21 protein-coding genes are annotated in these 24444 nt (G+C 53.9%); 6 read left to right on the forward strand and 15 right to left on the reverse strand.

Features of this window, described 5'->3' with window-relative positions; genetic code table 11:
• Nucleotides 1-795: 795 nt before the first annotated feature.
• From groL to FJV47_RS03065, 4 genes are all read right to left on the reverse strand, one after another.
• Nucleotides 796-2400 (reverse strand): chaperonin GroEL, encoded by a 1605-nt coding sequence (gene groL / locus FJV47_RS03050; RefSeq protein WP_159609877.1) that lies wholly within the window; start codon nt 2398-2400, stop codon nt 796-798.
• Nucleotides 2401-2433: 33 nt separating this feature from the next.
• Entirely contained in the window at nt 2434-2730 is a 297-nt protein-coding gene (gene groES / locus FJV47_RS03055) for a co-chaperone GroES (RefSeq protein WP_022874060.1), read from the reverse strand.
• Between the two features lie 195 nt (nt 2731-2925).
• Nucleotides 2926-4383: an amino acid permease gene (locus FJV47_RS03060; RefSeq protein ID WP_235026329.1), complete on the reverse strand. Its 1458-nt coding sequence runs from the start codon at nt 4381-4383 to the stop codon at nt 2926-2928.
• 64 nt (nt 4384-4447) lie between these two features.
• The gene (locus tag FJV47_RS03065; protein ID WP_159609881.1) at nt 4448-4669 is read right to left on the reverse strand and encodes a hypothetical protein; all 222 of its coding nucleotides are present in this window, start codon (nt 4667-4669) and stop codon (nt 4448-4450) included.
• A 261-nt stretch (nt 4670-4930) separates the two neighbouring features.
• Between FJV47_RS03065 and FJV47_RS03070 the strand changes: the two genes are divergently transcribed.
• Together FJV47_RS03070 and FJV47_RS03075 are read left to right on the forward strand one after the other, a co-directional pair.
• On the forward strand, nt 4931-6172 hold the full coding sequence (locus tag FJV47_RS03070; protein WP_159609883.1) for a class I SAM-dependent methyltransferase: 1242 nt from the start codon (nt 4931-4933) through the stop codon (nt 6170-6172).
• A gap of 154 nt (nt 6173-6326) precedes the next feature.
• Nucleotides 6327-7469 carry a glutamate--cysteine ligase gene (locus tag FJV47_RS03075; RefSeq protein WP_159609885.1) on the forward strand — a complete coding sequence of 381 codons (1143 nt, stop codon included), beginning with the start codon at nt 6327-6329 and terminating at the stop codon, nt 7467-7469.
• Nucleotides 7470-7540: 71 nt separating this feature from the next.
• Here FJV47_RS03075 and FJV47_RS03080 read toward each other — a convergent pair whose 3' ends face one another.
• From FJV47_RS03080 to FJV47_RS03095, 4 genes are all read right to left on the reverse strand, one after another.
• Complete coding sequence (locus tag FJV47_RS03080; protein ID WP_159609887.1) at nt 7541-7798, reverse strand: hypothetical protein; 258 nt, start codon at nt 7796-7798, stop codon at nt 7541-7543.
• A gap of 28 nt (nt 7799-7826) precedes the next feature.
• The gene (locus FJV47_RS03085) at nt 7827-8384 is read right to left on the reverse strand and encodes a hypothetical protein (protein ID WP_159609889.1); all 558 of its coding nucleotides are present in this window, start codon (nt 8382-8384) and stop codon (nt 7827-7829) included.
• Nucleotides 8385-8512: 128 nt separating this feature from the next.
• On the reverse strand, nt 8513-8986 hold the full coding sequence (locus FJV47_RS03090; protein ID WP_159609891.1) for a MarR family winged helix-turn-helix transcriptional regulator: 474 nt from the start codon (nt 8984-8986) through the stop codon (nt 8513-8515).
• On the reverse strand, nt 8983-11256 hold the full coding sequence (locus tag FJV47_RS03095; protein ID WP_159609893.1) for an MDR family MFS transporter: 2274 nt from the start codon (nt 11254-11256) through the stop codon (nt 8983-8985). Before FJV47_RS03095 ends, FJV47_RS03090 begins: the two co-directional genes overlap by 4 nt.
• A 263-nt stretch (nt 11257-11519) precedes the next feature.
• On the opposite strand from FJV47_RS03095, the gene FJV47_RS03100 reads away from it, so the two are divergent.
• A complete protein-coding gene (locus tag FJV47_RS03100) occupies nt 11520-12353 on the forward strand; it encodes a fumarylacetoacetate hydrolase family protein (RefSeq protein ID WP_159609895.1) in 834 nt (277 codons plus the stop codon).
• Nucleotides 12354-12374: 21 nt separating this feature from the next.
• Here FJV47_RS03100 and FJV47_RS03105 read toward each other — a convergent pair whose 3' ends face one another.
• Entirely contained in the window at nt 12375-13403 is a 1029-nt protein-coding gene (locus FJV47_RS03105) for a LacI family DNA-binding transcriptional regulator (protein WP_159609897.1), read from the reverse strand.
• A gap of 121 nt (nt 13404-13524) precedes the next feature.
• Here FJV47_RS03105 and FJV47_RS03110 point away from each other — a divergent pair, with 121 nt between their 5' ends.
• From FJV47_RS03110 to FJV47_RS03120, 3 genes are read left to right on the forward strand one after another with little or no spacing between them, the layout of a single operon-like run.
• On the forward strand, nt 13525-14997 hold the full coding sequence (locus FJV47_RS03110) for a glycoside hydrolase family 32 protein (protein ID WP_159609899.1): 1473 nt from the start codon (nt 13525-13527) through the stop codon (nt 14995-14997).
• Complete coding sequence (locus FJV47_RS03115) at nt 14994-15899, forward strand: carbohydrate kinase (protein WP_159609901.1); 906 nt, start codon at nt 14994-14996, stop codon at nt 15897-15899. Before FJV47_RS03110 ends, FJV47_RS03115 begins: the two co-directional genes overlap by 4 nt.
• Before the next feature lie 38 nt (nt 15900-15937).
• On the forward strand, nt 15938-17236 hold the full coding sequence (locus tag FJV47_RS03120) for an MFS transporter (protein ID WP_159609903.1): 1299 nt from the start codon (nt 15938-15940) through the stop codon (nt 17234-17236).
• A gap of 200 nt (nt 17237-17436) precedes the next feature.
• Here FJV47_RS03120 and FJV47_RS03125 read toward each other — a convergent pair whose 3' ends face one another.
• From FJV47_RS03125 to FJV47_RS03150, 6 genes are all read right to left on the reverse strand, one after another.
• Complete coding sequence (locus FJV47_RS03125) at nt 17437-18222, reverse strand: uracil-DNA glycosylase family protein (protein ID WP_159609905.1); 786 nt, start codon at nt 18220-18222, stop codon at nt 17437-17439.
• Between the two features lie 313 nt (nt 18223-18535).
• Nucleotides 18536-20095, reverse strand: a complete 1560-nt coding sequence (locus tag FJV47_RS03130; RefSeq protein ID WP_159609907.1) for a glycoside hydrolase family 32 protein — start codon at nt 20093-20095, stop codon at nt 18536-18538.
• A 100-nt stretch (nt 20096-20195) separates the two neighbouring features.
• Nucleotides 20196-21215 carry a LacI family DNA-binding transcriptional regulator gene (locus tag FJV47_RS03135; protein ID WP_159609909.1) on the reverse strand — a complete coding sequence of 340 codons (1020 nt, stop codon included), beginning with the start codon at nt 21213-21215 and terminating at the stop codon, nt 20196-20198.
• Nucleotides 21212-22093, reverse strand: a complete 882-nt coding sequence (locus tag FJV47_RS03140; RefSeq protein WP_159610088.1) for a carbohydrate ABC transporter permease — start codon at nt 22091-22093, stop codon at nt 21212-21214. Before FJV47_RS03140 ends, FJV47_RS03135 begins: the two co-directional genes overlap by 4 nt.
• A 32-nt stretch (nt 22094-22125) precedes the next feature.
• Nucleotides 22126-23007 (reverse strand): carbohydrate ABC transporter permease, encoded by an 882-nt coding sequence (locus tag FJV47_RS03145; RefSeq protein WP_159610090.1) that lies wholly within the window; start codon nt 23005-23007, stop codon nt 22126-22128.
• 70 nt (nt 23008-23077) lie between these two features.
• Nucleotides 23078-24415, reverse strand: coding sequence for an ABC transporter substrate-binding protein (locus tag FJV47_RS03150; RefSeq protein ID WP_235026315.1), 1338 nt, complete (start codon nt 24413-24415; stop codon nt 23078-23080).
• Nucleotides 24416-24444: the final 29 nt, after the last annotated feature.

A 24444-nucleotide genomic window follows, 5' to 3' on the forward strand; every position in this document is an offset into this window, starting at 1 on the left:
GGGTAGAATTCCGCATACCTTGTTCCAGTAAATTGTTGACCAGCCAGTTTTCGGCAGGCGCAACCACCAGCCATTGAACACACGTGACATTGCCTGAGGCCACGCAGATCGACTCCATCTTGGAGTCGACCGGGCTCATACTGTCGAGACAGGTCGAGCGTGCATGAATATCGGTTCCCCAAATGAGGAACTATTGCTACGGTCTTAGCCATGGGGAACAACGAAATACGCTCCGTCTCAAGAGCACAACTTCGAAAGGATCCATTTTGAATTTCAAACAAAAAGCATCAGCACTTTTACTATCAGCATCACTCTTGGTCGGCGCAAGCGTAGCTGCTGTTCCTGCTGCGGAGGCAACAACTTACCAAGCAAAAAAGTACTTCAGTAATCTATTGGCGTGCAGAATATGGACGTCGGCGAAAGCTCCTCAGCTGGCTGCGCAGGGCTACCATATTACGTCAACCACGTGTTCTAGTCTTGATGGTGCCACGTGGCGCGGATTGGTTGACTACACCCGTTAATTTTCAGTCTTCACGCCCGAAATGAATGGTCAGCGTAATGCTTAGGCTACTCACTGCGATCCATGTGCCACCAATGCTAGTGCCCAGGCGCTACAAGTGTGCGAAGGTCGTTCATTGACAGTCACTTCGAGTTGAGTAGACGACAAGTCGAAGCCAGACGCAGAAAACAGCGTTGGGATGAAACCTAGCTCGAAAATCAGAACAAGCAAAAAACCGCCGCCGTCCCACGAGTAAACGTGGTCCGGCGGCGGTTCTAAAGCCGAGTCGCTTGGACTTAGTGGCTGTGTGCTTCTTCCGCATCCTCGGTAGCCTTCTCGGCAACCAGGGTTTCGGTGGTCAGCACGAGGGCTGCGATCGATGCTGCGTTACGCAGTGCCGAACGGGTCACCTTCACTGGGTCGATAACACCTGCGTGCAGCAGGTTCTCGTAGGCACCAGTCTTGGCGTTGAAGCCCTCGTTAGCTGGGGACTCTGCCACCTTGGAAGCAACTACTGCACCGTCAAAGCCGGCGTTGGTTGCGATCCAGAACAGTGGCTGAACCAGAGCGCGGCGCACAATGGCCACACCTGCAGCTACGTCGCCTTCAAGGCCAACGATGGAAGCATCCGAATCCAGAGCGGCAAGAGCATCAACCAGGGCGGTACCGCCACCGGCAACAATGCCCTCTTCAAGTGCAGCACGGGTTGAGGACACAGCGTCCTCGATGCGGTGCTTGCGTTCCTTGAGCTCTACTTCGGTGGAAGCGCCCACCTTGATGACACCGATGCCGCCGGCCAGCTTGGCCAGACGCTCGGAAAGCTTCTCGCGGTCCCACTCCGAATCGGTGCGGTTCAGCTCAGCCTTCAGCTGGGCTACGCGTTCAGCAACATCTTCGTCGGTTCCAGCGCCATCAACGATGGTGGTGGAATCCTTGGTGATGGTCACGCGGCGTGCGGAACCAAGAACCTCGGTGCCTACCTGATCTAGGGACAAGCCCAGCTCTGGGGAGACAACCTGAGCACCGGTAAGGATGGCTAGGTCCTGCATCATGGCCTTGCGACGGTCGCCGAAGCCTGGAGCCTTAACAGCTACCACGTTCAGCAGACCACGCAGCTTGTTGACCACCAAGGTGGAAAGGGCTTCGCCCTCAACATCTTCAGCGATGATCAGCAGTGGCTTCTTGGCTTCAAGAACCTTTTCCAGCAGTGGCAGGAATTCTGCAACAGCGGAGATCTTGCCTGGGTTGATCAGGATCAGGGCGTCTTCCAGAACAACTTCCTGGCGCTCCTGGTCGGTGATGAACTGTGGCGAGAGGTAGCCCTTGTCGAACTGCATGCCCTCGGTGACTACCAGTTCGGTAGCGGTGGTCGAGGACTCTTCAATGGTGATGACACCATCGGTGCCAACGGTCTTGAAGGCTTCAGCCAACAGTTCGCCGATTTCATCAGACTGAGCGGAGATGGCAGCAACGTTGGCAACCTTATCCGCTACCTCTACAGCGTTAGCAGCAAGTGCCTGCGAAACAACCTCGGTGGCCAGCTCGATGCCCTTGCGGACATCGCCAGGGGCTGCACCTGCGGCTACGTTCTTCAGGCCTTCCTTGACCAATGCCTGTGCGAGCACGGTGGCGGTGGTGGTGCCGTCGCCTGCTACGTCGTTGGTCTTGGTGGCTACTTCCTTGGCCAGCTGTGCGCCAAGGTTTTCATATGGATCTTCAAGATCGATATCACGCGCAATGGTGACACCGTCATTGGTGATGGTCGGGGCGCCCCAGGTCTTGGCAAGCACCACGTTACGACCGCGTGGGCCGAGGGTAACCTTCACCGTGTTAGCGAGCTTATCAATGCCCGCTTCGAGTGCGCGGCGCGCTTCCTCGTTGAATGCTAGCTGCTTAGCCATGCATTATCTCCTGAAACTTATAAGAGGTTGGCGTTACTTTACGACGACTGCCAGTACGTCGCGAGCCGAGAGTACGAGGTACTCTTCGTTGCCGACCTTGACCTCGGTTCCGCCGTACTTCGAGTACAGAACTACGTCGCCTTCAGCAACGTCTACAGGAACGCGGTTGCCCTTGTCATCGATGCGGCCTGGGCCTACTGCGACAACGGTGCCTTCCTGTGGCTTTTCCTTAGCGGAGTCTGGGATAACAAGGCCCGAAGCGGTAGTGGTTACGGCTTCGACCTGCTTGATGACAATGCGGTCTTCGAGCGGCTTGATGGAGACAGACATGGTCTCTCCTTTTCGTGTATGAACCAATGGTGGTAGGGGTGCGCCCTATGGCATTGGACCAACCGTCGTCGCGGTGCCAGTTGGTGGTATCCAGTCAGGCGGTGTGTCTGGCCAACGGCTAGCCGTGACTAGACACCCACACATGACTTTAGGACGTGCTTTAGCACTCGGTCAAGGTGAGTGCTAATGAATCCGCTAGTTCGTCACACCGGTTCGCGCAGAGCGCACAGCAGCCGACTCTTCAATATCCTCCGGAGCCGAGAGATCCATTTCGGAAAGCTTGACCATCTTGGACTTGGTCACCCAACGATGCCCTAGCCATAGACCCAGGAATAGTGGCAGGCCAATGTAGGACGAAAGTACCTCTAGACCGTGACCAGCCAGGACCGCTTGATAGTTCTGACCGATAATCACCACGATGAGCATTAGGAACGCAACAATCGGACCTAGTGGGAAGAATGGGGCACGGTATGGCAGATCCTTAACGCTCATTCCCTGGGCGAGGTAGCCACGGCGGAAGCGGTAGTGCGAGGCAGCAATGCCCACCCAAACAATAAATCCGCATAGACCGGAGACGTTCAATAGCCAGGTGTATGCGGCGCCTTGACCTACCAAAGCGGTGAGGAATCCAAAGAGACCCACGGCAGCAGTGGCCAACAGTGCCATCACTGGGACACCCCGGGAATTGGTGCGCCCAAAAATCTTGGGCGCCTTGCCGTCATGAGCCATGGAGTAGAGCATGCGCGTAGAAGCGTAGAGACCCGAGTTGCCAGCCGAGAGAATGGCGGTGAGGATTACTGCGTTCATGGCAGCGGCGGCAAAGGCAATACCGGCGCGCTCAAAGACCAGGGCAAAAGGCGAGGAAGCTACGTCGGCTTCTCCGCTGGCCAGCAGACTGGGGTCAGTAAAAGGAATCAGACAACCGATGACAAAAATGGCCCCAATGTAAAAGAGCATGATGCGCCAGAAGACGCGGCGGATCGCCTTGGGGACTTCGCGTCGAGGATCTTTGGCCTCGCCAGCGGCAACACCCACCAGTTCGGTTCCTTGGAACGAGAAGCCCGCAATCATAAAGACCGAGATGATTGACAGCCATCCGCCGTGGAAGACCTCCTTGCCTTCCTTCCAGTTAGCCAACGGGTCAGTTTGTGAGCCGAGAACTCCAAAAATCATAAGTACACCGGCTGCGAGGAACGCCACAACGGTGACCACTTTAATCAAGGCCAGCCAAAACTCGCCTTCACCAAAGGCTTTGGCAGACAGTGCGTTCAGCGCCGTCAGGGCCAGAAGGAAAGTTCCAGCCCACACCCAGCCTGGAACATCTGGCAGCCAGAATTTCATGACGATACCCGCGGCGACCAGTTCGGCGGCCACCGTGATGGCCCAGTTGAACCAGTAGTTCCAGCCAATGGCAAACCCGAAAGAGGGTGAGACGAAACGGGTAGCAAAAGTCTGGAAGGATCCAGCTACCGGAATCTTGGCCGTCATCTCCCCCAGTGACTGCATGAGTAGATAGACCATGAGTCCCACCGCGGCGTAAGCAACCAGTGCACCTCCCGGTCCGGCTTCAGCAATAGTGCCACCGGAGGCCACAAAGAGTCCGGTGCCGATGGATCCGCCGATGGCGATCATCTGCAAATGCCGACTGCTCATGCCGCGCTTGAGTTGGTTCTGAGCCAGAGGTGTTGAGGTGTCCACCCCGCGGGCTGTGGCTGGATTAAAGCCTCTCGACGCCTTTGTCGTTCGCTGCATAGTTTTCTTCACAGATGCCATGCAACACCAAAGTGGATTCGATTGCGATGTGGGTCACTTCAGTTTTTTGGGCATTCAACAGCACCATTAGGCAGGCTGAAATCCCAACAGGCGAGTGTAGAGAAAAGCCACTGGCAGACTGTAAATGAGCCAGAGCCGCCTCCGCCATAAACAACACAAGATTCACACAAAGGGTTACGCATCCTTACCAGATGGCATGTCTAGCAAAAGCATCACTTACTCAAGGAATGGCGACGCTTCATAATCGGCGGCGCAGCACAGGCTCCTATTTTCACAACGCAGCGCGCATTGACCGCTCAACGAGCCCAGCAAGCAGAGTCAAAAGAAATTGAATATGACGTCAATATGTCACATAGGTCACAGGCGGGCAGTGCACGTCTCTTCGTTCGGGAGCAGCATGAGAGCTGATCAACGATAGGCTTGAGTCATGGCTCAGGCTTCAAATGACTCAACGCTTCACGAACAATTCGCAGCACTGCTTTCCGCCGAAGGTTGGCAGTTGCTGTCCACCATTGACCCATCCATGGTTTCTTCCAAGGATGCAGCATGGACCCTAAATGAAAAGCTACGCAAAGAAGGCCACTCTCCAGAAGTGGTTCGTGCGGTCATTGCTCAGTCTGAGCTTCGATACAAGGCACGCGTGAAGTTTGGCCCATTCGCTGACTCATTGATTTTCACCCCTGCTGGGTTGGAGCAAGCCACCCGCCTGACCATTGCCGGTCTGCACGCCCAACGATTCACCAAAGCGGGTGCAACTCACGTAGCTGACCTCGGCTGCGGAATTGGAACCGACTCCATCGCATTAGCCAGCGCCGGTTTGCAAGTGACTGCAGTAGAAAAGGATGAAACTACCGCTGCGGCCACCACCTTGAACTTAATGCCATTTGAAAATGCCTCGGTGGTCCATGGCGGCGCCGAGGAAACTGACCTAACCGGAATCGATGGAGTCTGGTTAGACCCAGCTCGCCGCACCGACGTGGCTGGCAGCACTCGCAGGCTCTTTGATCCTGAGGCCTTCTCCCCTCCCCTGTCTTTCGTTGAAAAACTCGTTGACTCAGGACTGGATGTCGGTGTGAAGCTCGGCCCAGGCCTGCCGCACGATGCTATTCCGGAAAATGCTGAATCAGTATGGATTTCTGATCACGGATCCGTCATTGAAGCATGTTTATGGTTCGGCAAGCTCAAACGTGAAGACGTGGTTCGCGCAGCCTTGGTCATTGATAAAAACGGGGCACATGAGCTCACCAGCTACGTAGCTGCCAAAGATGACCCAGCCGCTGAAGTTGGAGAACTTGCCGCTCACATCTATGAGCCCGATGGTGCGGTAATTCGTTCCCACCTGATTTCCAAGCTCCTGGAAACCACCGGCGGCCATCTCCTTGATGAGCACATTGCGTACTTCACTCATGAAAAGGAGATCTCGACTCCGTTTGCCCGAGGCTTCAAAGTTCTGGCAGTTCACGACTACAACGTGAAGAAGCTTCGCAGCTGGGTCAAGGTCAATGGAATTGGCACTCTAGACATCAAGAAGCGCGGTGTAGATGCGACTCCAGAGGAGCTTCGAAAGATTCTATTGGCGGGTGCGCCAAAGAGCGCGAAGAACCGTGCGACCTTAATGTTGGCGCGAATCGGTGAGAAACGTGTAGCTTTCGAGGTCTCACCTCACTAATCTAAAGTGATACAGATCCCATCTGTACTGTGCACCACCCAAAGAGATGGGAAATATACAATAGAGATGGAAAAACAGCGGTTTACGTTGGATTTTCAGTTTTGTTTGTTCGGCTCCGGAGCTTTCCGTCCGAGTAGTCATCGCTAGGAGCGCCGTGCAAAAAATTGAGTTCGCAAAATCCGCCCAATCCACCATTGGTGTTGAATGGGAAATTGCTTTAGTCAATCGCGAAGATGCGGACTTGTGCTCGGTAGCTGAAGATGTCCTTGATCAACTCAAGGACGATGCAGGCCTGAGCCACGAAGACGAGCACCCAACGGTCAAGCCTGAGTTACTCATGAATACCGTTGAAGTAGTCACTGGTGTTCACAAGACCGTCGCCAGCGCTGCAGAAGAGTTACGCACCAACGTCCGAATGCTCAATGACGTTGCAGGAGAGCACGGAGTAGACCTGTACTGCGCAGGCTCGCACCCGTTCGCTGCACCGACATTGCAGCCAGTGACCGACAAGGACCGTTACGCCAAACTCATTGACCGCACCCAGTGGTGGGGCCGCCAGATGGTGATCTACGGAGTGCACGTGCACGTGGGATTGGACAGTCGTGACAAGGCACTGCCAATCACCGACGGTTTGATCAATTACCAGCCACATTTCCAGGCACTCAGTGCCTCCAGCCCGTACTGGGGCGGGGAAGATACCGGCTACGCTTCACAGCGTTCATTGATGTTCCAGCAGCTCCCAGCCGCCGGCATCCCTTTTCACTTCAACTCATGGTCCGAATACGAAGCACACATCGCTGACATGCTGCACACCGGCGTGATTGATGATGTCTCGGAGATCCGTTGGGATGTTCGTCCAGTGCCACGTTTTGGCACCGTTGAAATGCGTATCTGCGATGGCTTGAGCTCCCTAGATGACATTGCAGCAATTACTGCATTGACTCAGTGCTTGGTTCACGACATGTCAATGTCTATTGAAGCTGGCTACAAGATTCCCGTCATGCCTGCTTGGTTCCGTGTAGAGAACAAATGGCGTGCTGCCCGTTACGGTTTGGATGCCATCATCATCCTCAACGCCCAGGGTGACGAAATGCTGGTGACTGATCATCTGCGTGCAGAGGTAAAGCGTCTGGCTCCGGTTGCTGAACAGCTTGGCTGTTCCGAAGAACTTCAGGGCATCATTCGCCTGATTGAAACCGGCGCCGAATACCAGCGACAGCGCAAAGTGTTCGCTGCCTCGGGTGGAGACTTCAAGGCAGTTGTGCGCGATAACGTGGAGCGCATGAAGTCGATCTAGAGCCGACGAGCTAATACGACATGCAAAGAGCGACTGGAACTTCTCCAGTCGCTCTTTGCATATTCATCTGTCTAGGCTGATTTCCTCGTCGGATCTTCATAGTTAGCCAAGGCGATCACCGTTTCGTCTGGCCTCTTGCCGATCCCCACCGCCACCCGGTAGGCGGACTTTGCATATTCGACTACAAGCTTGAAAGCTTCGGGAGGGAACCGTCCACTTAAGGGGACGTCGTTTTCGTCAATGACAATGTAGTTGCCAGCAAGTTTGACGACACGTGCCGTTGTGGTCAACGGGTCATGGTTTGCAGTCCTCTCACGAATAGAACGCATGCCGATCCCCAATCTTTTTTCCATCGTACTACTCGGCCATGCGCTTGGTCTTGCGGTTCTTCGAGCGCTTCTGCACAGCAAGGTGTTGACGCTCCTCGCCTGAGAGCTGTTCTGGATGGTTGGCTTGCAGAACACTTTGCAGAATCCGGCTGAGCATTTCTTTTTCGTTTTCAGAATTCTGCCATCCATTCTTTGGACTGAACGTTCTCACCTTCGTTGCAGAAGCCTGGTCACTGGCCTCGTCTCGTCCAGTCCACGAACCCAACAACGTTTCAATGATCAGGCTCCCGGCAATCCGCTGGGCGGCGGTTCCGTGGATCTGGTCGATCCCGTATTGGGTGCGCTTCCACCACTGGTCTGCGTCATCTACTCGGGCTCTGTACCGTAATGTACGGTAAGCGAGCCACGACGCAACGCTGACCGCCATAAAGGCACCAACTGGGGCCAGAGTTGCTAGCGCGATAACACCTGGTTCCGTCCACAGAAACACCGCGTTCACTACACCCTGCGACTGTGTTAGAAAAATAAGGATTCCGCCCAGTAGGAAGCACAGTGAAACCCACCTGACGACTCGGCTTTTAATCATGATGCCAACATATGATCGAACAACTGTCCTGACCTTGTCACGAGACAACATTGTGGATAATGCTGAGGGTCAGGCCTGATCAATGATCAGTCCCGACCCTCAGCCGTTATCCTCTTTTATGTCAACGCCTAAGCGCGGAATTTTTCTTCTACCTTCTCCGCAAAACGCGTGAGTAGCGCAGCCAACTCAGTGACATCCGATGGATCCCAAGAAGCGAATGCATCTAGGTAGTCTGCTCGTGTAGTGCTCTTGATTTCCTTGAATCGCTGGAGCGCGAACTCCGTAGGACTAACAAAGAACACTCGCGCGTCTTGTTCGGAGCGTTCCGCCTGAATCAGGCCCCACGCTTTGAGGTCTTTGAGCTGACGAGAGACCACAGACTTATCCATGTGAGTGTCGCAGACAATATCCGAGACAGTCAGCTCCCCCTCGGGACCACGCAGTGAATGCAGAAGCACCACGCGCAGTACCGAGAAGCCTGCACCTCGTAGCTCAGGATGGAACAACCTGGCATTCTGCGCCATTCGCCCTTTGACCGCCGGCGAAAGGCGTGCAAAGGCCGCCTCAATGTCATCTAGCGCTACCGCATTGACCTGACTCACGACGGGTCCTTCGGAGTCGACTGGGCTGCACCGCCTGCTGGGTTCTCATCGGTGTTGACTGCTGTGGCCAGCTCTTCGCTTGTAGCTGGCTCTGGGGTTGCTACGTGAGCAGCATGACGGCCTTGCGCCCGGCTAGCGGCCTTACGATCTTCACGCGCCTGGTCTTGCAGTTCGCGCTGCACACGCTCTGTCTCATCAACGCGCTCCCCCAGGACATTCAGACGATTGTCATAAGCTTTCAAGGCGCTAACCGTGCTGGCTATCTGATCTTCAATCTGGGAATGAGCAGCACGTGCCCGTTCCAATGATGACTGCAGCTCTTCCACCATGGCTCCAACGCGTGCGGATTCACGATGAGCATCAGTCTCCGCAGCTTCCATACGCTCATCCAGAGGTAGTGCAGGATCCAAGGCAGCGCTTGGCTTAGCTTCGCGGTTACGCATGACTTGTTCAACCAAGTCGCGCTCATCCATCCGGCGGGCTTCACGGTTTTGACGCCGAGCCTCTTCGAGCTCTTCATCTGAAGGCAACGTGATAGCTCCGGTAGCGAGCAGTTCCTCGTAGCCGCGGCCACCGCGTTCAGCTGGCTCTAGTGCGGAGAGTTCTCCACCAAGTTCTTCTTCGATCTGCTCCGAAGCGCTCTTCTTCGACAGGGGCTTGTTTGGCAGGAAGATGGCACAGATCAGAGTAACGACAGCCAGTGGCACTACCAACAGGAACAGGAACGCGATGGACTGTCCGTAGGAGCTTTCCACTACGGTACGCACTGGCTCACACAGATCGTTGATCGCTGGAACCTTGCCGCTGCCCAAAGAGGTCAGGCTATCGGCACAGTCCGGGTGGTCCACCAAGAGCTGAGGTACACCAGCTGCTTTGTTGATCTGTTCAGCAAGACCTGCCAGACCATCTTTCATCTTGTCCGAAACTTGAGTCCCCAAAACCGAGCCAAGAACAGAAACACCAATGGTGCCGCCAAGGCTACGGAAGAAGGCAATAGCACCGGAACCGGAACCGATCATGCGCGGAGGCAAGGAGTTCTGAGTAACCAGCACGAGGTTCTGCATCAGCACACCGGAACCCAGACCCAGCAAGAACATGCCGAGGTCAACGAACCACAGTGGAGTGTCGTAGTCGATACGCGACATCAGGTACAGGCCGGCGGTCAGTACTGCACCGCCGCCAACAACGTACGGCTTCCACTGTCCGGTGCGGGAGATCAGCTGACCAACAATGATGGCGCCAAACATGGAGCCCAGAACCATTGGCAGGGTCTGCAGACCGGCGTGGGTTGGGGTGAAGCCACGGGCTAGCTGTAGGTACTGGCTCAGGAAGACCGAGGTACCGAACATGGTGACACCCACGGCGATGGATGCAATCGAAGCCAGCGCGAAGGTGCGCTGAGCGAAAAGACGGATTGGGATGATTGGTTCTTTGACATGCAGCTCCCATAACACGGTGGCGATGATGAGCACGCCGGCCGAAACTGCCATGATGATGCTCTGCGAGGAGTCCCAAGCGAATCCACCGGAGTCTGCGGTCTTGCCACCAAGGCTGATCCAGATCAGTAGCAAACTGATACCGGCAATGATCAACGCAGATCCCAGGAAGTCAATCTTCACGTCCTTGCGTACGTGCTTGATGCGCAGGGTGGACTGAATCAGGATCAGTGCACCAACGGCAAATGGCACACAGACGAAGAAGCACCATTCCCAGCCCCAGCTATCGGCAATTACGCCACCGAGCAGTGGGCCACCGATCTGGCCAACGGCCATCACTGCACCCATGATGCCCATGTACTTGCCACGCTCGCGCGGCGAGATGATATCGGCAATAACTACCTGAACCAGTGCCATCAGGCCACCGGTACCAATGGACTGAACCAGACGCCATGCAATGAGCCAGTTCATGGCTCCATCGTGTGAGTCGCCACCGATTTGGCCGGAGAAACCGGCGGCTACGGTACCAAGCACGAAGATGACCAATGCGATTTGCAGCATCAGCTTGCGGTTGAAGATATCCGACAGCTTGCCCCAGATTGGGGTGGATACGGTCATGGACAAGAAAGCCGCAACCAGGACCCAGGTGTATTGGGTGTTGGTGCCGTGAAGATCGGAAACGATCAGTGGCATTGGGGTGGCGATAACCGTGGATGACACCAGTACGGTGAACATCGCGGCCATCAAACCGGAGATGGAAAGCATTACCTGGGCCGGCTTCATTGCGGCTTCGGGTTGTGCCTCGGGTTCTATAGGTGGCGCAGCAGTTGACATTACTCAACTATCTAAAAAAGGTTGAGAACTGTCAACCGAATTTTCGGCGATTCGACCATCACAAAATTTACATCGCCAGACTATGAAATCCCGAGATTTCGGGGAACGATCGGTCTAGGTGAATACCTACTTGAGAGTAACCAAACCGAGATTGGGAGCAAGGTCACAGAGATTTTTCCATGCCAACTATTCGTTGACGTCATAAGCCAGACAACTTGTAGACATAGGACCATTGCGCTTGGGTACCAAAGTACGATGAGCGCATGCCTGAAGATATCTATCGCATTGCTCGTGTCCACCCTAATGACGCAAAGTCCTCCCCCATCGATGAACATTTTTTTGTACGCAACGATGCTGAAGACTTTGACTCCGTTGAAGGCAAGAAGTGGAAAATCATTGAATCCCCTTTCCCGACTTCACGCGCTAATCTGAACAGCCCCGCCCGTCCGGGTTGGAACATCGGTGATGAGGTCACTGAAGATCAATTCACTCTTCTGGCCCCATGCACTCCATTGAATGTCTTCGGCATGGCACACAACACTGGTGCTCCAGGACGTGCTTTGCCACCGCAGGCATTCCACAAAGCAGCCAGTTCGGTCATCGGACCTCTGGATGCGATTCAACTCGATAACGCAGATGCGCGAGTCGAACCAGAAGCAGAACTCACAATCGTTATTGGCAGCCCCGCGAAAAATCTAACGCTAGATAACGCTCGTGAAGCAGTTCTCGGCATGACCATCGGCAATGATGTCACTGACCGCGATGCTCAGAAGACAGATGAATTATGGATCAGCGCCAAAGGCCCGGATACATTCTCACCATTAGGTCCATGGATCGTTATTGGACTTGAGGACAGTGAACTAGAAGTCGGAATCGTTCACAACGGTGAATCACTACCCACCTCAACAACGAAGAATCTAGGTTGGGGTGTAGAAGAGATCCTTGTCTATCTCAGCAGCTTCATGACTCTTCAACCAGGGGACGTCATCATGACCGGGTTCCCAGCCAAGAGCCAGCCCATCACCGCCGGAGACGACGTCATATGCAAGGTTCAAGGAATTGGTGAGCTAAAGAATCCAGTTACTGCCGGACGCTAAAGACAGATACACGAGTGCGTCTCAATGAGTTTTCATCGAGTCGCGCTCAATGAGCGGCATATCAATTTGATGCTCCCCCGGCTCCAGCTTTCCATCGAGCAAGAGTTCAACGGCTAAGGCCCCCATTTCTTGATACGGAAGCCGGATGGAAGACAGCTGGGGACGTAAGTAACTAGCGATGATTTCATCGTCAAAGGACAACACCGATAGGTCCTTGCCCGGTATCAACTGCTTTTCGGCGAGCGCTTGGAATACACCCATGGCAACACGGTCGTTAGCACAGATTATGGCGTCAGGCAGTCCGGCCTCAGACAGCATTTGTGTAGTTGCGGTGTAGCCGTCCGTGGGATTCCAATCATCTAGGGTCCAGTGACCGAATAGCTCAAGGCTGGATTCTTCGAGTGTCTCAAAGAGCGAGGCGAATCGTCTCGTGATGCTCGGATAGAACCTCGGCCGCTTCGCAACATGGTTGAGTTGGCCAATGATGGCCACGGCGTGTGCGCCCGACGCAACGATGCGTTGAACTGCCGTCTTGCCTGATTCAAATTCATTGGGCAACACAGAAATACAAGGTCTCTCATCAATTCCGTTAACCAAGACTGTAGGCAATCCGGTGTGTGGAATTTTCAAATCGCGTTGTCGAGAATCCATGAATCCGAGAATCAATCCGTCAACGTCTCGGTGCGCCATTTGGGTGACCGCTTCAGCCAGTTGATCTGGCTTACCGAAGGTTTCAGCAATCAGCACCGTGTGCTCACGTCCCTCGGCTGCACGCAAGATTCCGGTAATCATTTCGGAGGCGAAACGAGTCACTGTCACCTGGTCAGAAATGAATCCCAGAGTGCGCGTTTTTCCGCTACGTAACGACTGAGCCGCAGCGTTGGGACGGTATCCAAGTTCTTTTGCTACTGCCCGGACTCGCTCCGCCGTTTCTTCGGAAAGACGTGTCCCAGGCTTGTTATTCAAGATCATGCTGACCGAGGCTTTTGACATTCCTGACGCTTCTGAAACATCAGCTATCGTCACTCGCTTGGCTTTTTGCGTGTTCACGTTTCCTTCTTGCGAATGGGGCAGGCAGTTATACGAGCGTAGCCTATTGCGAGGTCTCGATCACACTGCTAAAGTTCTGTGCTAAATGCATTTAGCAGATTCTTACTGAAGGATGGCAACGTTGCCCGAAACCCAGCAGGTCGCGGTGAAGCGACCAGAGCTACACTTCACAGCAAAGAAAAACTGGATCAATGATCCCAACGGATTGTTCTTTGATGGAAAGCAATATCACCTCTACTTCCAGCACAACCCCAACGGAGTCGGCCACGGCTTCATGTCCTGGGGTCACGCGGTAAGCACCGACTTGGTCAACTGGACTGAACTGCCTATCGCGATCTTGCATGGAGATGTTGCAGATATCTTCTCTGGCTCCATCGTGGTGGACCACGAGAACACCAGTGGTTTTGGAAACGGAAGCGTTCCACCAGTTATTGCTATCTACACTGCAGCAGCTAAGGACGAGACCAACCAGTCGCAAGCCATTGCTTACTCGCTTGATGGTGGCGCAACCTTCACCAAGTACGAGCAGAACCCGATACTGGACCGAGGCTCCAAAGACTTCCGTGATCCAAAGGTCATTCGTTACGAATCCGCGGAAGGTTCTTTCTGGGTCATGGTTGCCGTGGAGGCAATCGAACGCCGAGTCCTGATCTACCGTTCCGAGAACCTGAAGGACTGGACCGAGCTCTCCAGCTTCGGCCCACAAGCCGCCACCGCTGGAATCTGGGAATGTCCAGACCTCTTCCAGCTCCCGGTTGCTGGCACCGATGAACTCAAGTGGGTTCTCATTGTTTCGCTGAACCCCGGTGGAATTGCAGGCGGTTCCGGCAGTCAATACTTCGTTGGCGAATTTGACGGCACCTCATTCAATCCTGACCAAGAGCAAGACGCTTGGGACAGCCTTGAATTCGAAACCCTGAAGCAGGGTCGCTGGTTGGACTACGGCCGCGATTTCTACGCAGGAGTGAGCTTCCACGGCTTGCCAGTAAACCAGCAGACTATCATCGCTTGGATGAGCAACTGGGACTACGCCCGAGAACTCCCACACGGCGGATGGCGCGGCTCCATGAGCACCGCGCGTCAGGTGGACCTGGTCAAGGACTCTGACGGAAAGCTAGAAATCCGCCAGTGCATTCTCGGTCTTCCTACTGCTGAAGAAACTGAGCAATCAACCGTGAATGGTGAGGGTCGCATTGAGCTTGGCTCCCCTGCATTGATTGAACTTACTACGGCAGGCGCCGTTGCTGAACCTGTTGTCGTTTCACTGCACCGATCAGATGACACCCTGATCAGTGAAATCAGCGTTGAATCGTCCTTGATTCAGCACCGTCGTGAAGCCGGCTTGGTAAGCCATGAACTCTACTCATCCAACCAGCGTCTGCCGTTGCCAACAGATATTGACGAACTGTTAGTGCAGATTGTTTTGGATCATGGATCCATAGAGATATTGGCTGCTGATGGCCGCCGTTCATTGACAGACCAACTTACCGGTGAAGCTGTACCAGCGTACGCAGTTGTACGAACCGCCGACGGCACTACCGCAAATGTCGGCGTCCAGACTCTGAGAATTCAGAGCACGGAGATCAACGCATGAGTCGCATTACCGTTGCAGGCGAATCCCTCGTAGACGTCGTAGGAGACGAGGCACATGCAGGTGGGTCCCCACTCAACGTTGCTGTTGGCCTGGCTCGTCTCGGACATGACGTTGAGTTCTACACTGAATATGGTCAGGACGAGTACGGAAACCAGATTGCAGAGCACCTGAGCAAGGCTGGCGTTCAGGTAGCTGAAGGTTGCGTTACCGAACGCTCCACTTCGGTAGCCCAGGTGGAGATGGATGAGCAGTCAAATGCTCATTACAGCTTTGACATCCACCAGCAGATTCCTGACGTGCGCACCGATGATTCGGTTGAGCTTCTGCACACCGGCTCCATCGCTGCTTGGCTTGAACCTTCTGGTCAAAGCATTGTTGATGCGTTCCAGAATGCTGCAGATGTTTCGCTACGCAGCTATGACCCGAACCTTCGTCCAGATCTTGTTGAGAACAAAGAAAAAGCACTCAAAAGAATTGAGTTGCTAATCAGCCTCAGCCATATCGTCAAGCTCAGCGACGTGGACGGCGAGTACCTTTACCCACATCTTGATCCATGGGGAGTTCTGGAGCATGTTGCCAGACTAGGCCCAGCGTTGGCTGTCATGACCCAGGGCGGTGGTGGTTGTCTAGCCCTAGCTGATGGCAAGCGCTACGACATGGCCGCCTCCCCTACCGAGCTGGTAGACACCATCGGTGCAGGCGATGCCTTCATGTCAGGACTTCTAAACGGCGTCTTGACCACACCTGAACTAGCCACGACGCTACGCAACGGTGAGGCAGCTCAGACACAAGATATCGAGCACGCACTACGCCATGGCCTGACCTCCGCAGCACTGACGGTGGCGCAGGCCGGAGCTAATCCGCCTTGGCTTGAAGACTTCAACCACGCACTCAATAACTAACTACGCTTCACAGCTACACGAAAGAATCCAGGACAAAGATGGCTGGCTTTACAACTGCTCTGAAAAATCCCGTATACCGACAGAGCTCATTCTCGATGCTTCTTTTCTTTGCATCGTGGGGAATCTGGTGGTCCTTCTTCCAAATTTGGCTCACCAGCGACGCCGCCGGATTGTCCTTATCCGGCGCTCAGGTTGGCACCGTATATTCGGTGAATTCCTTGGCTACCCTGCTCTTGATGTTTGGCTACGGAGCCGTCCAGGACCGTCTGGGTATCAAGAAGACTCTGGCCATCGTGCTGGCCGCAGTGACGGCGCTAATTGGCCCGTTCGCAACGTGGGTCTACCAACCGTTGTTGCAGAGCCACTTTATGGCTGGTGTCATCATCGGAGCCATTGTGCTGTCGGTTGGATTCCTTGCCGGCGTTGGTCTGTTTGAAGCCTTGACCGAACGCTTCAGCCGGCGTTTCAACTTTGAATACGGACAGGCCCGCATGTGGGGTTCCTTCGGCTACGCAGTAGTAGCACTGGCCGCAGGCTTCCTGTTCACCATCAATCCAGCTTTGAACTTCTGGATCGGTTCGGTACTAGGTCTGATTCACTTGTTACTGTTGCTCTTCACCCGTACCGGTGAACCACCAGTAATCAAGCGAGCTCCAGTAGACGGCATCCTCTCCCCTGCCTCCACACCGTCATTCCGTGAAATGTTGGGACTGTTCAAGCTGCCAAGCCTTTGGCTAATCATTCTCTTTGTCATGCTCTCATGGACGTTCTATACCGTCTTTGATCAGCAGATGTTCCCTGACTACTACACCGGGCTCTTTGAGACTCAGGAAACTGGACAACAGGTTTACGGTATCTTGAATTCTGTCCAGGTCTTCCTCGAAGCCGCGATGCTGGGAATCGTGCCAATCATCATGCGCCGAGTTGGTGTTCGCACTTCGCTGTTGATGGGTGTCTCCATCATGTTCGTCCGAATCCTCGGGTGCGCTTTAGTAGATGATCCCGTATGGGTCTCTGCCATCAAGATGCTGCACGCCATCGAAACTCCGCTGTTCATCCTGCCGGTGTTCCGTTACTTCACCCTGCACTTCAACCCAGCACTGTCCGCAACGTTGTACATGGTTGGATTCCAAGTTTCTGCTCAGATTGGCAACGTCATCCTGTCCACTCCCCTCGGTGCCCTGCATGACCACATGGGCTACCAGCAGACGTTCATCACCATCTCCATCGTGGTGCTAGTCGCCGGTATCTACGGATTTTTTGCGCTGAAGAAAGACGACCAGCAGGTTGACGGCGATCCATTCTTGCGACACTCGAAACTGAGGGTCGACGCCTAAATCTCAGGCCCAGTAAAAGATTCGCTACGTGAGGCGGGGATCATCAAAATCGATGATCCCCACCTTCTTCGTCAATAACCTTCTAGCCAGTAGTCCCATCAAAGTTGCCTAGTGGTGCACAAGAATACTCCAAGGTATCCCCATACATCGCTCAGACCCAATAGGAAACCTACGAGCGCTATTTGTTTCTCTAAATCGCTCTATTTGTTCAAATACCATGGAGGGGTCGGCATTGCGCCCAGCTTCTTCTTGACCTCGTCGTCATACATGGTCAACGCGATTTCATCGAGGCTTTGCGAACTATTCGCTGCCACCAGATATACCGTTTTGTAGAACTCGACCCAATTCTCAGGCAGAACACGCTTAAATACCGGAGCAGTCTGAATTCCGTAGACTTCGTGGCCTAGTTCTTCATAAACAGGTTTCGTCAGTTCGACAGGTGCGTATGGGTTGGGGGTAACGAATACCCTCGCACCCCAGCTTGTTAATTCGTCTTGCAATCCGGGGCGTTCAATCTTCTCTTTACCTAAGAGGTGCAATCCTGCGTGGCGATAAATACTGATAACTAACCGGACGTCGCGATCTCGGAGCTTGCGTTCGAAATCAGGAAGAGCCTCAGCAATCTTTTGTTTGCTGACATCCTTCTCTCCTACGCTCGGCTCCATCACCAGGTCTGTGAAGCCGATCCCTTTCGCGACAAGCGCGTCATCCAGGTACTCGCCGTTAAGGAACTCGGGTTTGCAGATCGCATGAGCGACCCGCTGCAACATCAATTTCCCATTATGCCCTTGGTAGTAATGTCCTGAGAGAACGCTGGGTGGTGCTGGATTCAGCCCCGCAATGACGACTTTAGAATCGCACTCGGGCCACAAATCAGCAAGCGACATTTGGCCATCGGATAATACTGCCTGGTGCCCAATCAGACCCATTTTGTTCTCCAATACTTCTTGCCAATAAATACCATGAATAATATTTTTATGCCCCACTGACAGTTTTTGCAGACTAATGTGCAGGAACGTTCTTAGTGAAGTCTCGGGTTCACTGATTTGCCACCTATCCGGTCTAGGAATCCTGTCCTGCTCTAACTAGGACAGACCAGTTAATTGGGCAGATAATACTCTCAGTGTCATTGAAGTTGCGCTTGGCGAGATTCGAAACGAAACAATCCTCTTGGTCGACGAAGTTGGAGGTCAGATTGTGACCACCATACAACTCCTTCTAGAGCGCGATCGTAGTGGGAACTTCCTGTTGTCATTTGCTCAACACAGCAGCCAGTTTTTCATTTTACCTACTCAAGAATCAGATCCGCTCCCCAAACTCCCGCACCATAATCCCCGAGAACCTCGCTACTCCACCATCAGTGTAGAACGATACGCCGCTGTCCCCGTCTGCGAAGTGAACCTGTTGCGAGATCACCGAATGACCGGCGTTGACGAAGACTTCCACGCTCTGCGTATCCACGAAGATTCGCAAGTGTACCGAGCGGGCGCCAGCATCGATAGGCGCAGCTGCCCTGGTGTAAGGACTCAGTTCGAATCCGGTCTGGTTTGACGGACTCCGGTCGACGTATAACTCGCTGCCGTATTTCCCGATATTTGTGTGTCGAGTTCCGTCAGCAGCACGTCCAACTGAAACACCAACGTTCGTCGCAGAGTCCCACGCAATGTCCAGTTCTAGTTCGTAGGCACGTCCATTCCACGGAAGCAGGAAGCTGCCGTCAACATTTTGGTCATCAAAGGAGTGCGTTGCTGTGGCGTGGCTGGACAAGGCTTTGATGGGATTGCTGAGCAACGCATACCGCCCATCACCCTGTTTGGAGATTTCCAGTTCTCGCACGATAGAGTTTTGACCGTTGTATCCGTCGCTGGCATCCGTTGGTACCTCACGGTTTGCGTACTTCCAGTTGTTCATCCAGCCTATGGCCAACCGCTTCGTGTCAGGGTCTTGTTCCGAAGGCCAGGAGACTGCTCCGTACCAGTCCCATCCCCAGTCCAGCCACTGTGGTTCAATGTCATCAGCGATGAATTGCTCTCCGTCCCACTCCCCTGTCCAGTACGCGTAGGTCATCGGCAGACCAATACTGTATGCATCCATGCTGGCTCCTAGAACCCAGTGGCGAGTTCCGTCATCCGCTGTCATTTCGAAGAGGTCCGGACATTCAATGCCTCCCAATTCATGATTCGGAAAGTCAAAGTTTCGTTTCAGCTGCCATTCGCGCAAATTCTTTGACGTGTAAAAGACTGCGTAGCGTGCCCGCCCAATGACACACACCCATTCATTGCGCGCAGAGTCCCAGTGAATCTTGGGATCTCGGAACCACTCTGCGTTCTCAATCTCGGCCTGAGTGGTGGCGCTACGACCATCAGTGTTGACGATGACCGGTTCTGACAAGCCGTTGAATGTGTATCCTCCGTCTGTTGACCAATAGAGATACTGTTCTTGGTATTTGCGGACGCCATCGGTCGGCCGTGTCGCCAGAGCAACCAATGCCCCCGCCCCAAACCCAGCGGTGTTCTTTTCATCGATAACACTAGAGCCAGTCCAGACGGGAAAGTTTGGTTTCTGCCCTATAGCTACTCCGTGATGAGTGAATGAAACTCCATCAGTGGTGGTTGCGTGGTCCCAGTCTCCAGGACCGTTGTTCACATCTGAATGCAGATAGTAGAGGTGGTATGCACCGTTGAGGAACACCGGACGTTGAGGATCACATAACCATCCAGCAGGTGGAGTCATATGATAAAATGCCCGTTGAGAGATTGCGGCTCGTGCTGCAATGGGCAGTGAACTGGCAGCGCCAAGTCCGAGTGCTCCTATGCCTGCGATTTGAAACAGACTACGTCGGGAAATTTCGTGCATCATTGCGCGTTCCTTCCTGTATCTGACACGCGCGTCGCTGCGCGGTCAGGAGGAGAAAAGTTTGAGGGGGCCAGCGATTGTTGCCGGTGATCTTGAAGTCTTCTCAGACCGACTGTCGTCGAATGGCGGGGCAGTCAATCAAATACGTGCCTTTGTCCTGTTCTGGATCAATGCCTAGAAGAACCCGGATGCCAGCGGCACCAAGTTCATAGTGAGGCAGCGCCACGGTGGTTAACGGTGGCCTTAGGTGCGCCGCAATGACTTCCTGATTATCAAAGCCAACTACGGAAACGTCTGTGGGTACGTCCAATCCACGTACTCTTAGCCCGTCGTAAAGGCCCATGGCCACACGGTCGTTATGGCAGAAGACTGCGGTGGCGCCCGACGCAACAACTGCGGTTGTTGCTTCGTATCCTCCTTCTTGTTCAGGGGTCGCAGGAATGACCAGTGACTTGTCATAGGCAACGCCTGCGTCTTCAAGTGCTGAACGGTACCCGGCCAACCGTCCAGTCAATGCTGGTGACGGCGTGGTCGTATTGATGAAGGCAATCCGTTGGTGTCCCGACGCGATGAGTTCTTGAGTTGCGGTCTTTCCCCCTTGTTCCTCATCCGGTACAACCGCTGGCAAACCGCTTCCCGTGGAGAAACAGTTCACGAGGACCGTATCTGTCTGCAGCAGTGGATCCGGGACCTCTATTTCGCGGTGGTACCAAGTGGAATAAAGAATCCCCCGCACTTGGTGTTCCAACATCATAGCTATCGCATCTGATTCAGCTGCTTGGTTACCGTCCGTATTGGCTACGAGTAAAACGTATCCGTGCTTCCACGCTTCGTCTTGGGCACCATGAATAATCTGACCGGCGAAAGGTGTGGTTGCAATGGCATCCGCCACGAGGCCAATGAACCGTGAAGATCCTGAAGACAGGTTCTTGGCCAATGCGTTGGTTCGATATCCCAAAAGTTCTACCGCTTCATGGACACGTTGTCTGGTTTCCTCTCCGATGCGTGCGCCTGGTTTGTTGTTCACTACGTGCGAGACAGTTGCTACTGAAACACCGGCTTCTTTGGCAATGTCTTTCATGGTGACGGGTGCACCATGTTTGCTTGATCTGTCTTTGATCATCCCTTGGTTGCTCCACTCTCAAGTCCCTGGATCATTGCCTTGTTCAGAACAAGGAAGACCAGGAGCAGTGGCGTGACGGAAACGCAGACCGCCGCAAAGGTTGCCGTCCAGTCGGTATTGCCCATCGCGCCAATGTAATTCTGCAAGCCTAGCGGAATGGTCTTCAGTCCGTCGGAGAGCACAAAGGTATTGGCGAAAATGAAATCGTTCCAGATGAAGATACTGTTCACCAGCACCACGGTGACGATGGTATTCAGCGAGAGCGGGAAGGTGATCTGGGTAAAGATTCGGTATGGGCCAGCGCCATCCAAGGAAGCTGCCTCATAGGTTTCTCGAGGAATGAATCCGTAGAACGACGAGAACAGGTAGATGGACATCGGCATAGAGAAGGCCGCCAACGGGATAATCATCGACAGGTGGGTGTCTAGCAATCCCACTTTTGAATAGTCAATGAACAGTGGCACCAAGGCAATCTGTACCGGAACAATGATGCCCAGCATAAATAGTGCACGGACCAAATTGCTCAGTCTAAAGCCCAAGACTTCCAAGGCAAACGCTGCCATCATGCCGGCGATAACAATTAGTGCACTGGCGCCCAAGGTGACAATCAGCGAGTTGACGATATTCATACCGAGATCTCCAGTAGCAAACGCTCTGGAGTAGTTTTCTAGCGTGAATTCACTCGGCCAGGAGAACGCGTTGCCACCAGCAAAATCAGATGCCGTTCTAAAACTGGTGAGGAACATCCACACAAGTGGGTAAACCTGCACGATGACAATCAGTACGATGGTGAGAGTCAGCAAGTTGCGTTGGATTTTAAGCCGTCGCGGCTTTCTCGACCTAGGCTGCGGCTGATTTTCGAAGGAGGGCTCAGTCATGGTTACCTTCTTGTCCACTTCCAGCGTTGTAGTCATGAGTTGTCCTTTCGGCGCAGCATCAGCAGGATCAGTCCAACGGCAACGAGGCACTCAATCACAATGAATACTGAAATGGCACTGGCGTAACCATAATCAGTGTGCACAAAAGCCGTCTTGTACATGTAAGTGGTCAGCAGTTCCGAAGACTGTCCAGGACCGCCGTTGGTGAGCAGGTATGGAATATCGAATCCACGCAAGGCGAAGGTGGTTGCCATGATGGTGGTTGTGGTCCAGACCGGTCGAATGTGTGGGAAGCGGACGTTCCAGAAGACCTGCCACCATGAGGCGCCATCCAAGCGTGCTGCCTCTTCGAGTTCTCGTGGAACCGAAATGAGTGCCGCGTAAATGATCAGCATGTACAGGCCGGTGTAACGCCAGCCTTCAGGGATGGATACCGCGGCAAGTACGGTCTGAACATTTGAGAGCCACGCAGTTTGGAACTGGCCGAGGCCGACCCACTCAAGCAACTGGTTGAGCATGCCTACTGGCTCCAGTGAATAGATCCGAAGGAACAAGAAGCCAATAGCCACAGTGGAAATCACTGCGGGCAACAGGTACAAGGTCTTGACCAGTTCGCGGGCCTTGGGCAGCGCGGTGAGCAGGCTTGAAACTATCAGCGCTCCCCCAAGCTGCAGGACCAAGCAGATCACCAGGTAACCTACTGCGTTGGCAAATGCTGTCCAGAAGACATCATCACGGGAAAGCATCTTTATGTAGTTATCCAGACCAACAAACTTCATGTTGGTGATGCCGTCCCATTTGAAGAAGCTCAGGAACAGCGACTGAACGATAGGCAGAAGAACTGCAACGCCGTAGATCACTAGTGGTGGCAACAGGAAGATGGCCACCGATAGCTTGGAACGGCGGGGCAACATGGAAGCTGGTGCCTTCTTCCGCGTCCGGCGAGCGCGCGCCGGACGCGTAGCAGGAGCACTTTCTACGATGCTACTCACCGACATTCTCCTTCAGAGAAGCGTCCATGGTGGTGACAAACTCATCTGGGGTGATGTCTCCTTGGACCAGCAGAGTCAGTTCCTGCTGCAGACGCGTGTTGGTAGCTGGGTCCAGCTGGGTATCCCACGGCATGGCGATCTTGCTGCCCACATCATCGGCTTGCTTGATGGCCTGGTCATAGAGCTTAGTGGCCTTCTTTGGCACGGTGGTCTTGGCGCCGGTGGTTGGTGAGAGTGCACCGGTGGATGCGTAGAGTTCTGGGTAGCGCTCTAGTGCGAAGGCGAGGAAGTCGCGGACCAGTGGGTCATAGGTCTGTGCGTTGACTGCCATCCCGATACCGGATGGGCTCACGTATTCGTTGGCAGCTGTGGCTGAACCTTCGATGGTTGGCAGCGTGAAGTAGTCAACGTCATCTCGAACTTTGGCATCCAGAGTATCGGTGGCCAAGTTGTTTAGCTCCCAGGTTCCGATGTTGTAGACACCGGCCTTGCCGCTTGTGAACAGTCCCTGCGCATCGGAATATCCGGCTGAAGAGAAGCCCTTCTGGAAGCAGCCGGCCTGGCCCAGATCCGAGAGCCACTGCGCTGCGGCTTTTCCTTCTGGGTCCGAGAACTTGGCTTCACCGGTCTTCAGCTTCTGCACGTACTCCGGTCCGGACATGCGGAATGGATAGTAGGACATGTAGCGTTCCAGTGGCCATTGGTCTTTGCCATCTAGTGCAATAGGCGTGATGCCTTCTTCCTTTAGCGCCTTGCACATGGCGGGGAAGTCATCGAGTGACTTTGGAACGTCAACGCCTGCGTTCTTGAAGACATCTTTGTTGTACCAGAAGAATTCCAGCTGGAATTCGAAAGGAACCATGTAGAGGGAACCGTCGTCAAAGCGCTGGTAGTTCAGCGCGGCTTCACGGTACTCATCGCCCAAATTCAGGTCCGTCAACAGCTTGTCTACGTCAATCATCTGTCCGGTTTGAGCGAGCTTCTGCGCAAATGGTGTGGCATCAGTATCAAATAGCTCAGGCAGTTTCTTCGCTGCCGCCAAGGTCTCATACTTCTGAATGTAGGACGGACGATCCGGTGTGGTGATCAGATTCAGTGAAAAACCAGGGTGGTCTTTTGCATATTCGTCAGCAATTTTCTCCATCGTCGTTATCACACCACCATCAGCCGGACGTGAGAGCAACCAGGAGATTTCGCGAGGCTTAATGTCGCCCTCGGGATTCACGTTGGTTGGGTCAGCGCCTGAGCTTCCACCGCAGCTGGATAGCACCAGAGCGGTAGCGGCGAGGAACGGCAAGAACTTAAAACGGCGAGCTGTCTTGGACATCATGAGATTCTCCATTGAAGTCGTAGTGCAAG

It is taken from the genome of Glutamicibacter sp. JC586, assembly GCF_009805585.1.
In the GTDB taxonomy this organism is placed as follows: domain Bacteria; phylum Actinomycetota; class Actinomycetes; order Actinomycetales; family Micrococcaceae; genus Glutamicibacter.

Coding starts and splice junctions, on each gene's coding strand:
- FJV47_RS03070 (WP_159609883.1), top strand. CDS start 4,931: ATGGCTCAGGCTTCAAATGACTCAACGCTTCACGAACAATTCGCAGCA.
- groES (WP_022874060.1), bottom strand. CDS start 2,730: ATGTCTGTCTCCATCAAGCCGCTCGAAGACCGCATTGTCATCAAGCAG.
- FJV47_RS03120 (WP_159609903.1), top strand. CDS start 15,938: ATGGCTGGCTTTACAACTGCTCTGAAAAATCCCGTATACCGACAGAGC.
- FJV47_RS03140 (WP_159610088.1), bottom strand. CDS start 22,093: ATGACTGAGCCCTCCTTCGAAAATCAGCCGCAGCCTAGGTCGAGAAAG.
- FJV47_RS03150 (WP_235026315.1), bottom strand. CDS start 24,415: ATGATGTCCAAGACAGCTCGCCGTTTTAAGTTCTTGCCGTTCCTCGCC.
- FJV47_RS03135 (WP_159609909.1), bottom strand. CDS start 21,215: ATGATCAAAGACAGATCAAGCAAACATGGTGCACCCGTCACCATGAAA.
- FJV47_RS03080 (WP_159609887.1), bottom strand. CDS start 7,798: ATGCGTTCTATTCGTGAGAGGACTGCAAACCATGACCCGTTGACCACA.
- FJV47_RS03100 (WP_159609895.1), top strand. CDS start 11,520: ATGCCTGAAGATATCTATCGCATTGCTCGTGTCCACCCTAATGACGCA.
- FJV47_RS03115 (WP_159609901.1), top strand. CDS start 14,994: ATGAGTCGCATTACCGTTGCAGGCGAATCCCTCGTAGACGTCGTAGGA.
- FJV47_RS03145 (WP_159610090.1), bottom strand. CDS start 23,007: ATGTTGCCCCGCCGTTCCAAGCTATCGGTGGCCATCTTCCTGTTGCCA.
- FJV47_RS03095 (WP_159609893.1), bottom strand. CDS start 11,256: ATGTCAACTGCTGCGCCACCTATAGAACCCGAGGCACAACCCGAAGCC.
- FJV47_RS03130 (WP_159609907.1), bottom strand. CDS start 20,095: ATGATGCACGAAATTTCCCGACGTAGTCTGTTTCAAATCGCAGGCATA.
- groL (WP_159609877.1), bottom strand. CDS start 2,400: ATGGCTAAGCAGCTAGCATTCAACGAGGAAGCGCGCCGCGCACTCGAA.
- FJV47_RS03085 (WP_159609889.1), bottom strand. CDS start 8,384: ATGATTAAAAGCCGAGTCGTCAGGTGGGTTTCACTGTGCTTCCTACTG.
- FJV47_RS03060 (WP_235026329.1), bottom strand. CDS start 4,383: ATGAGCAGTCGGCATTTGCAGATGATCGCCATCGGCGGATCCATCGGC.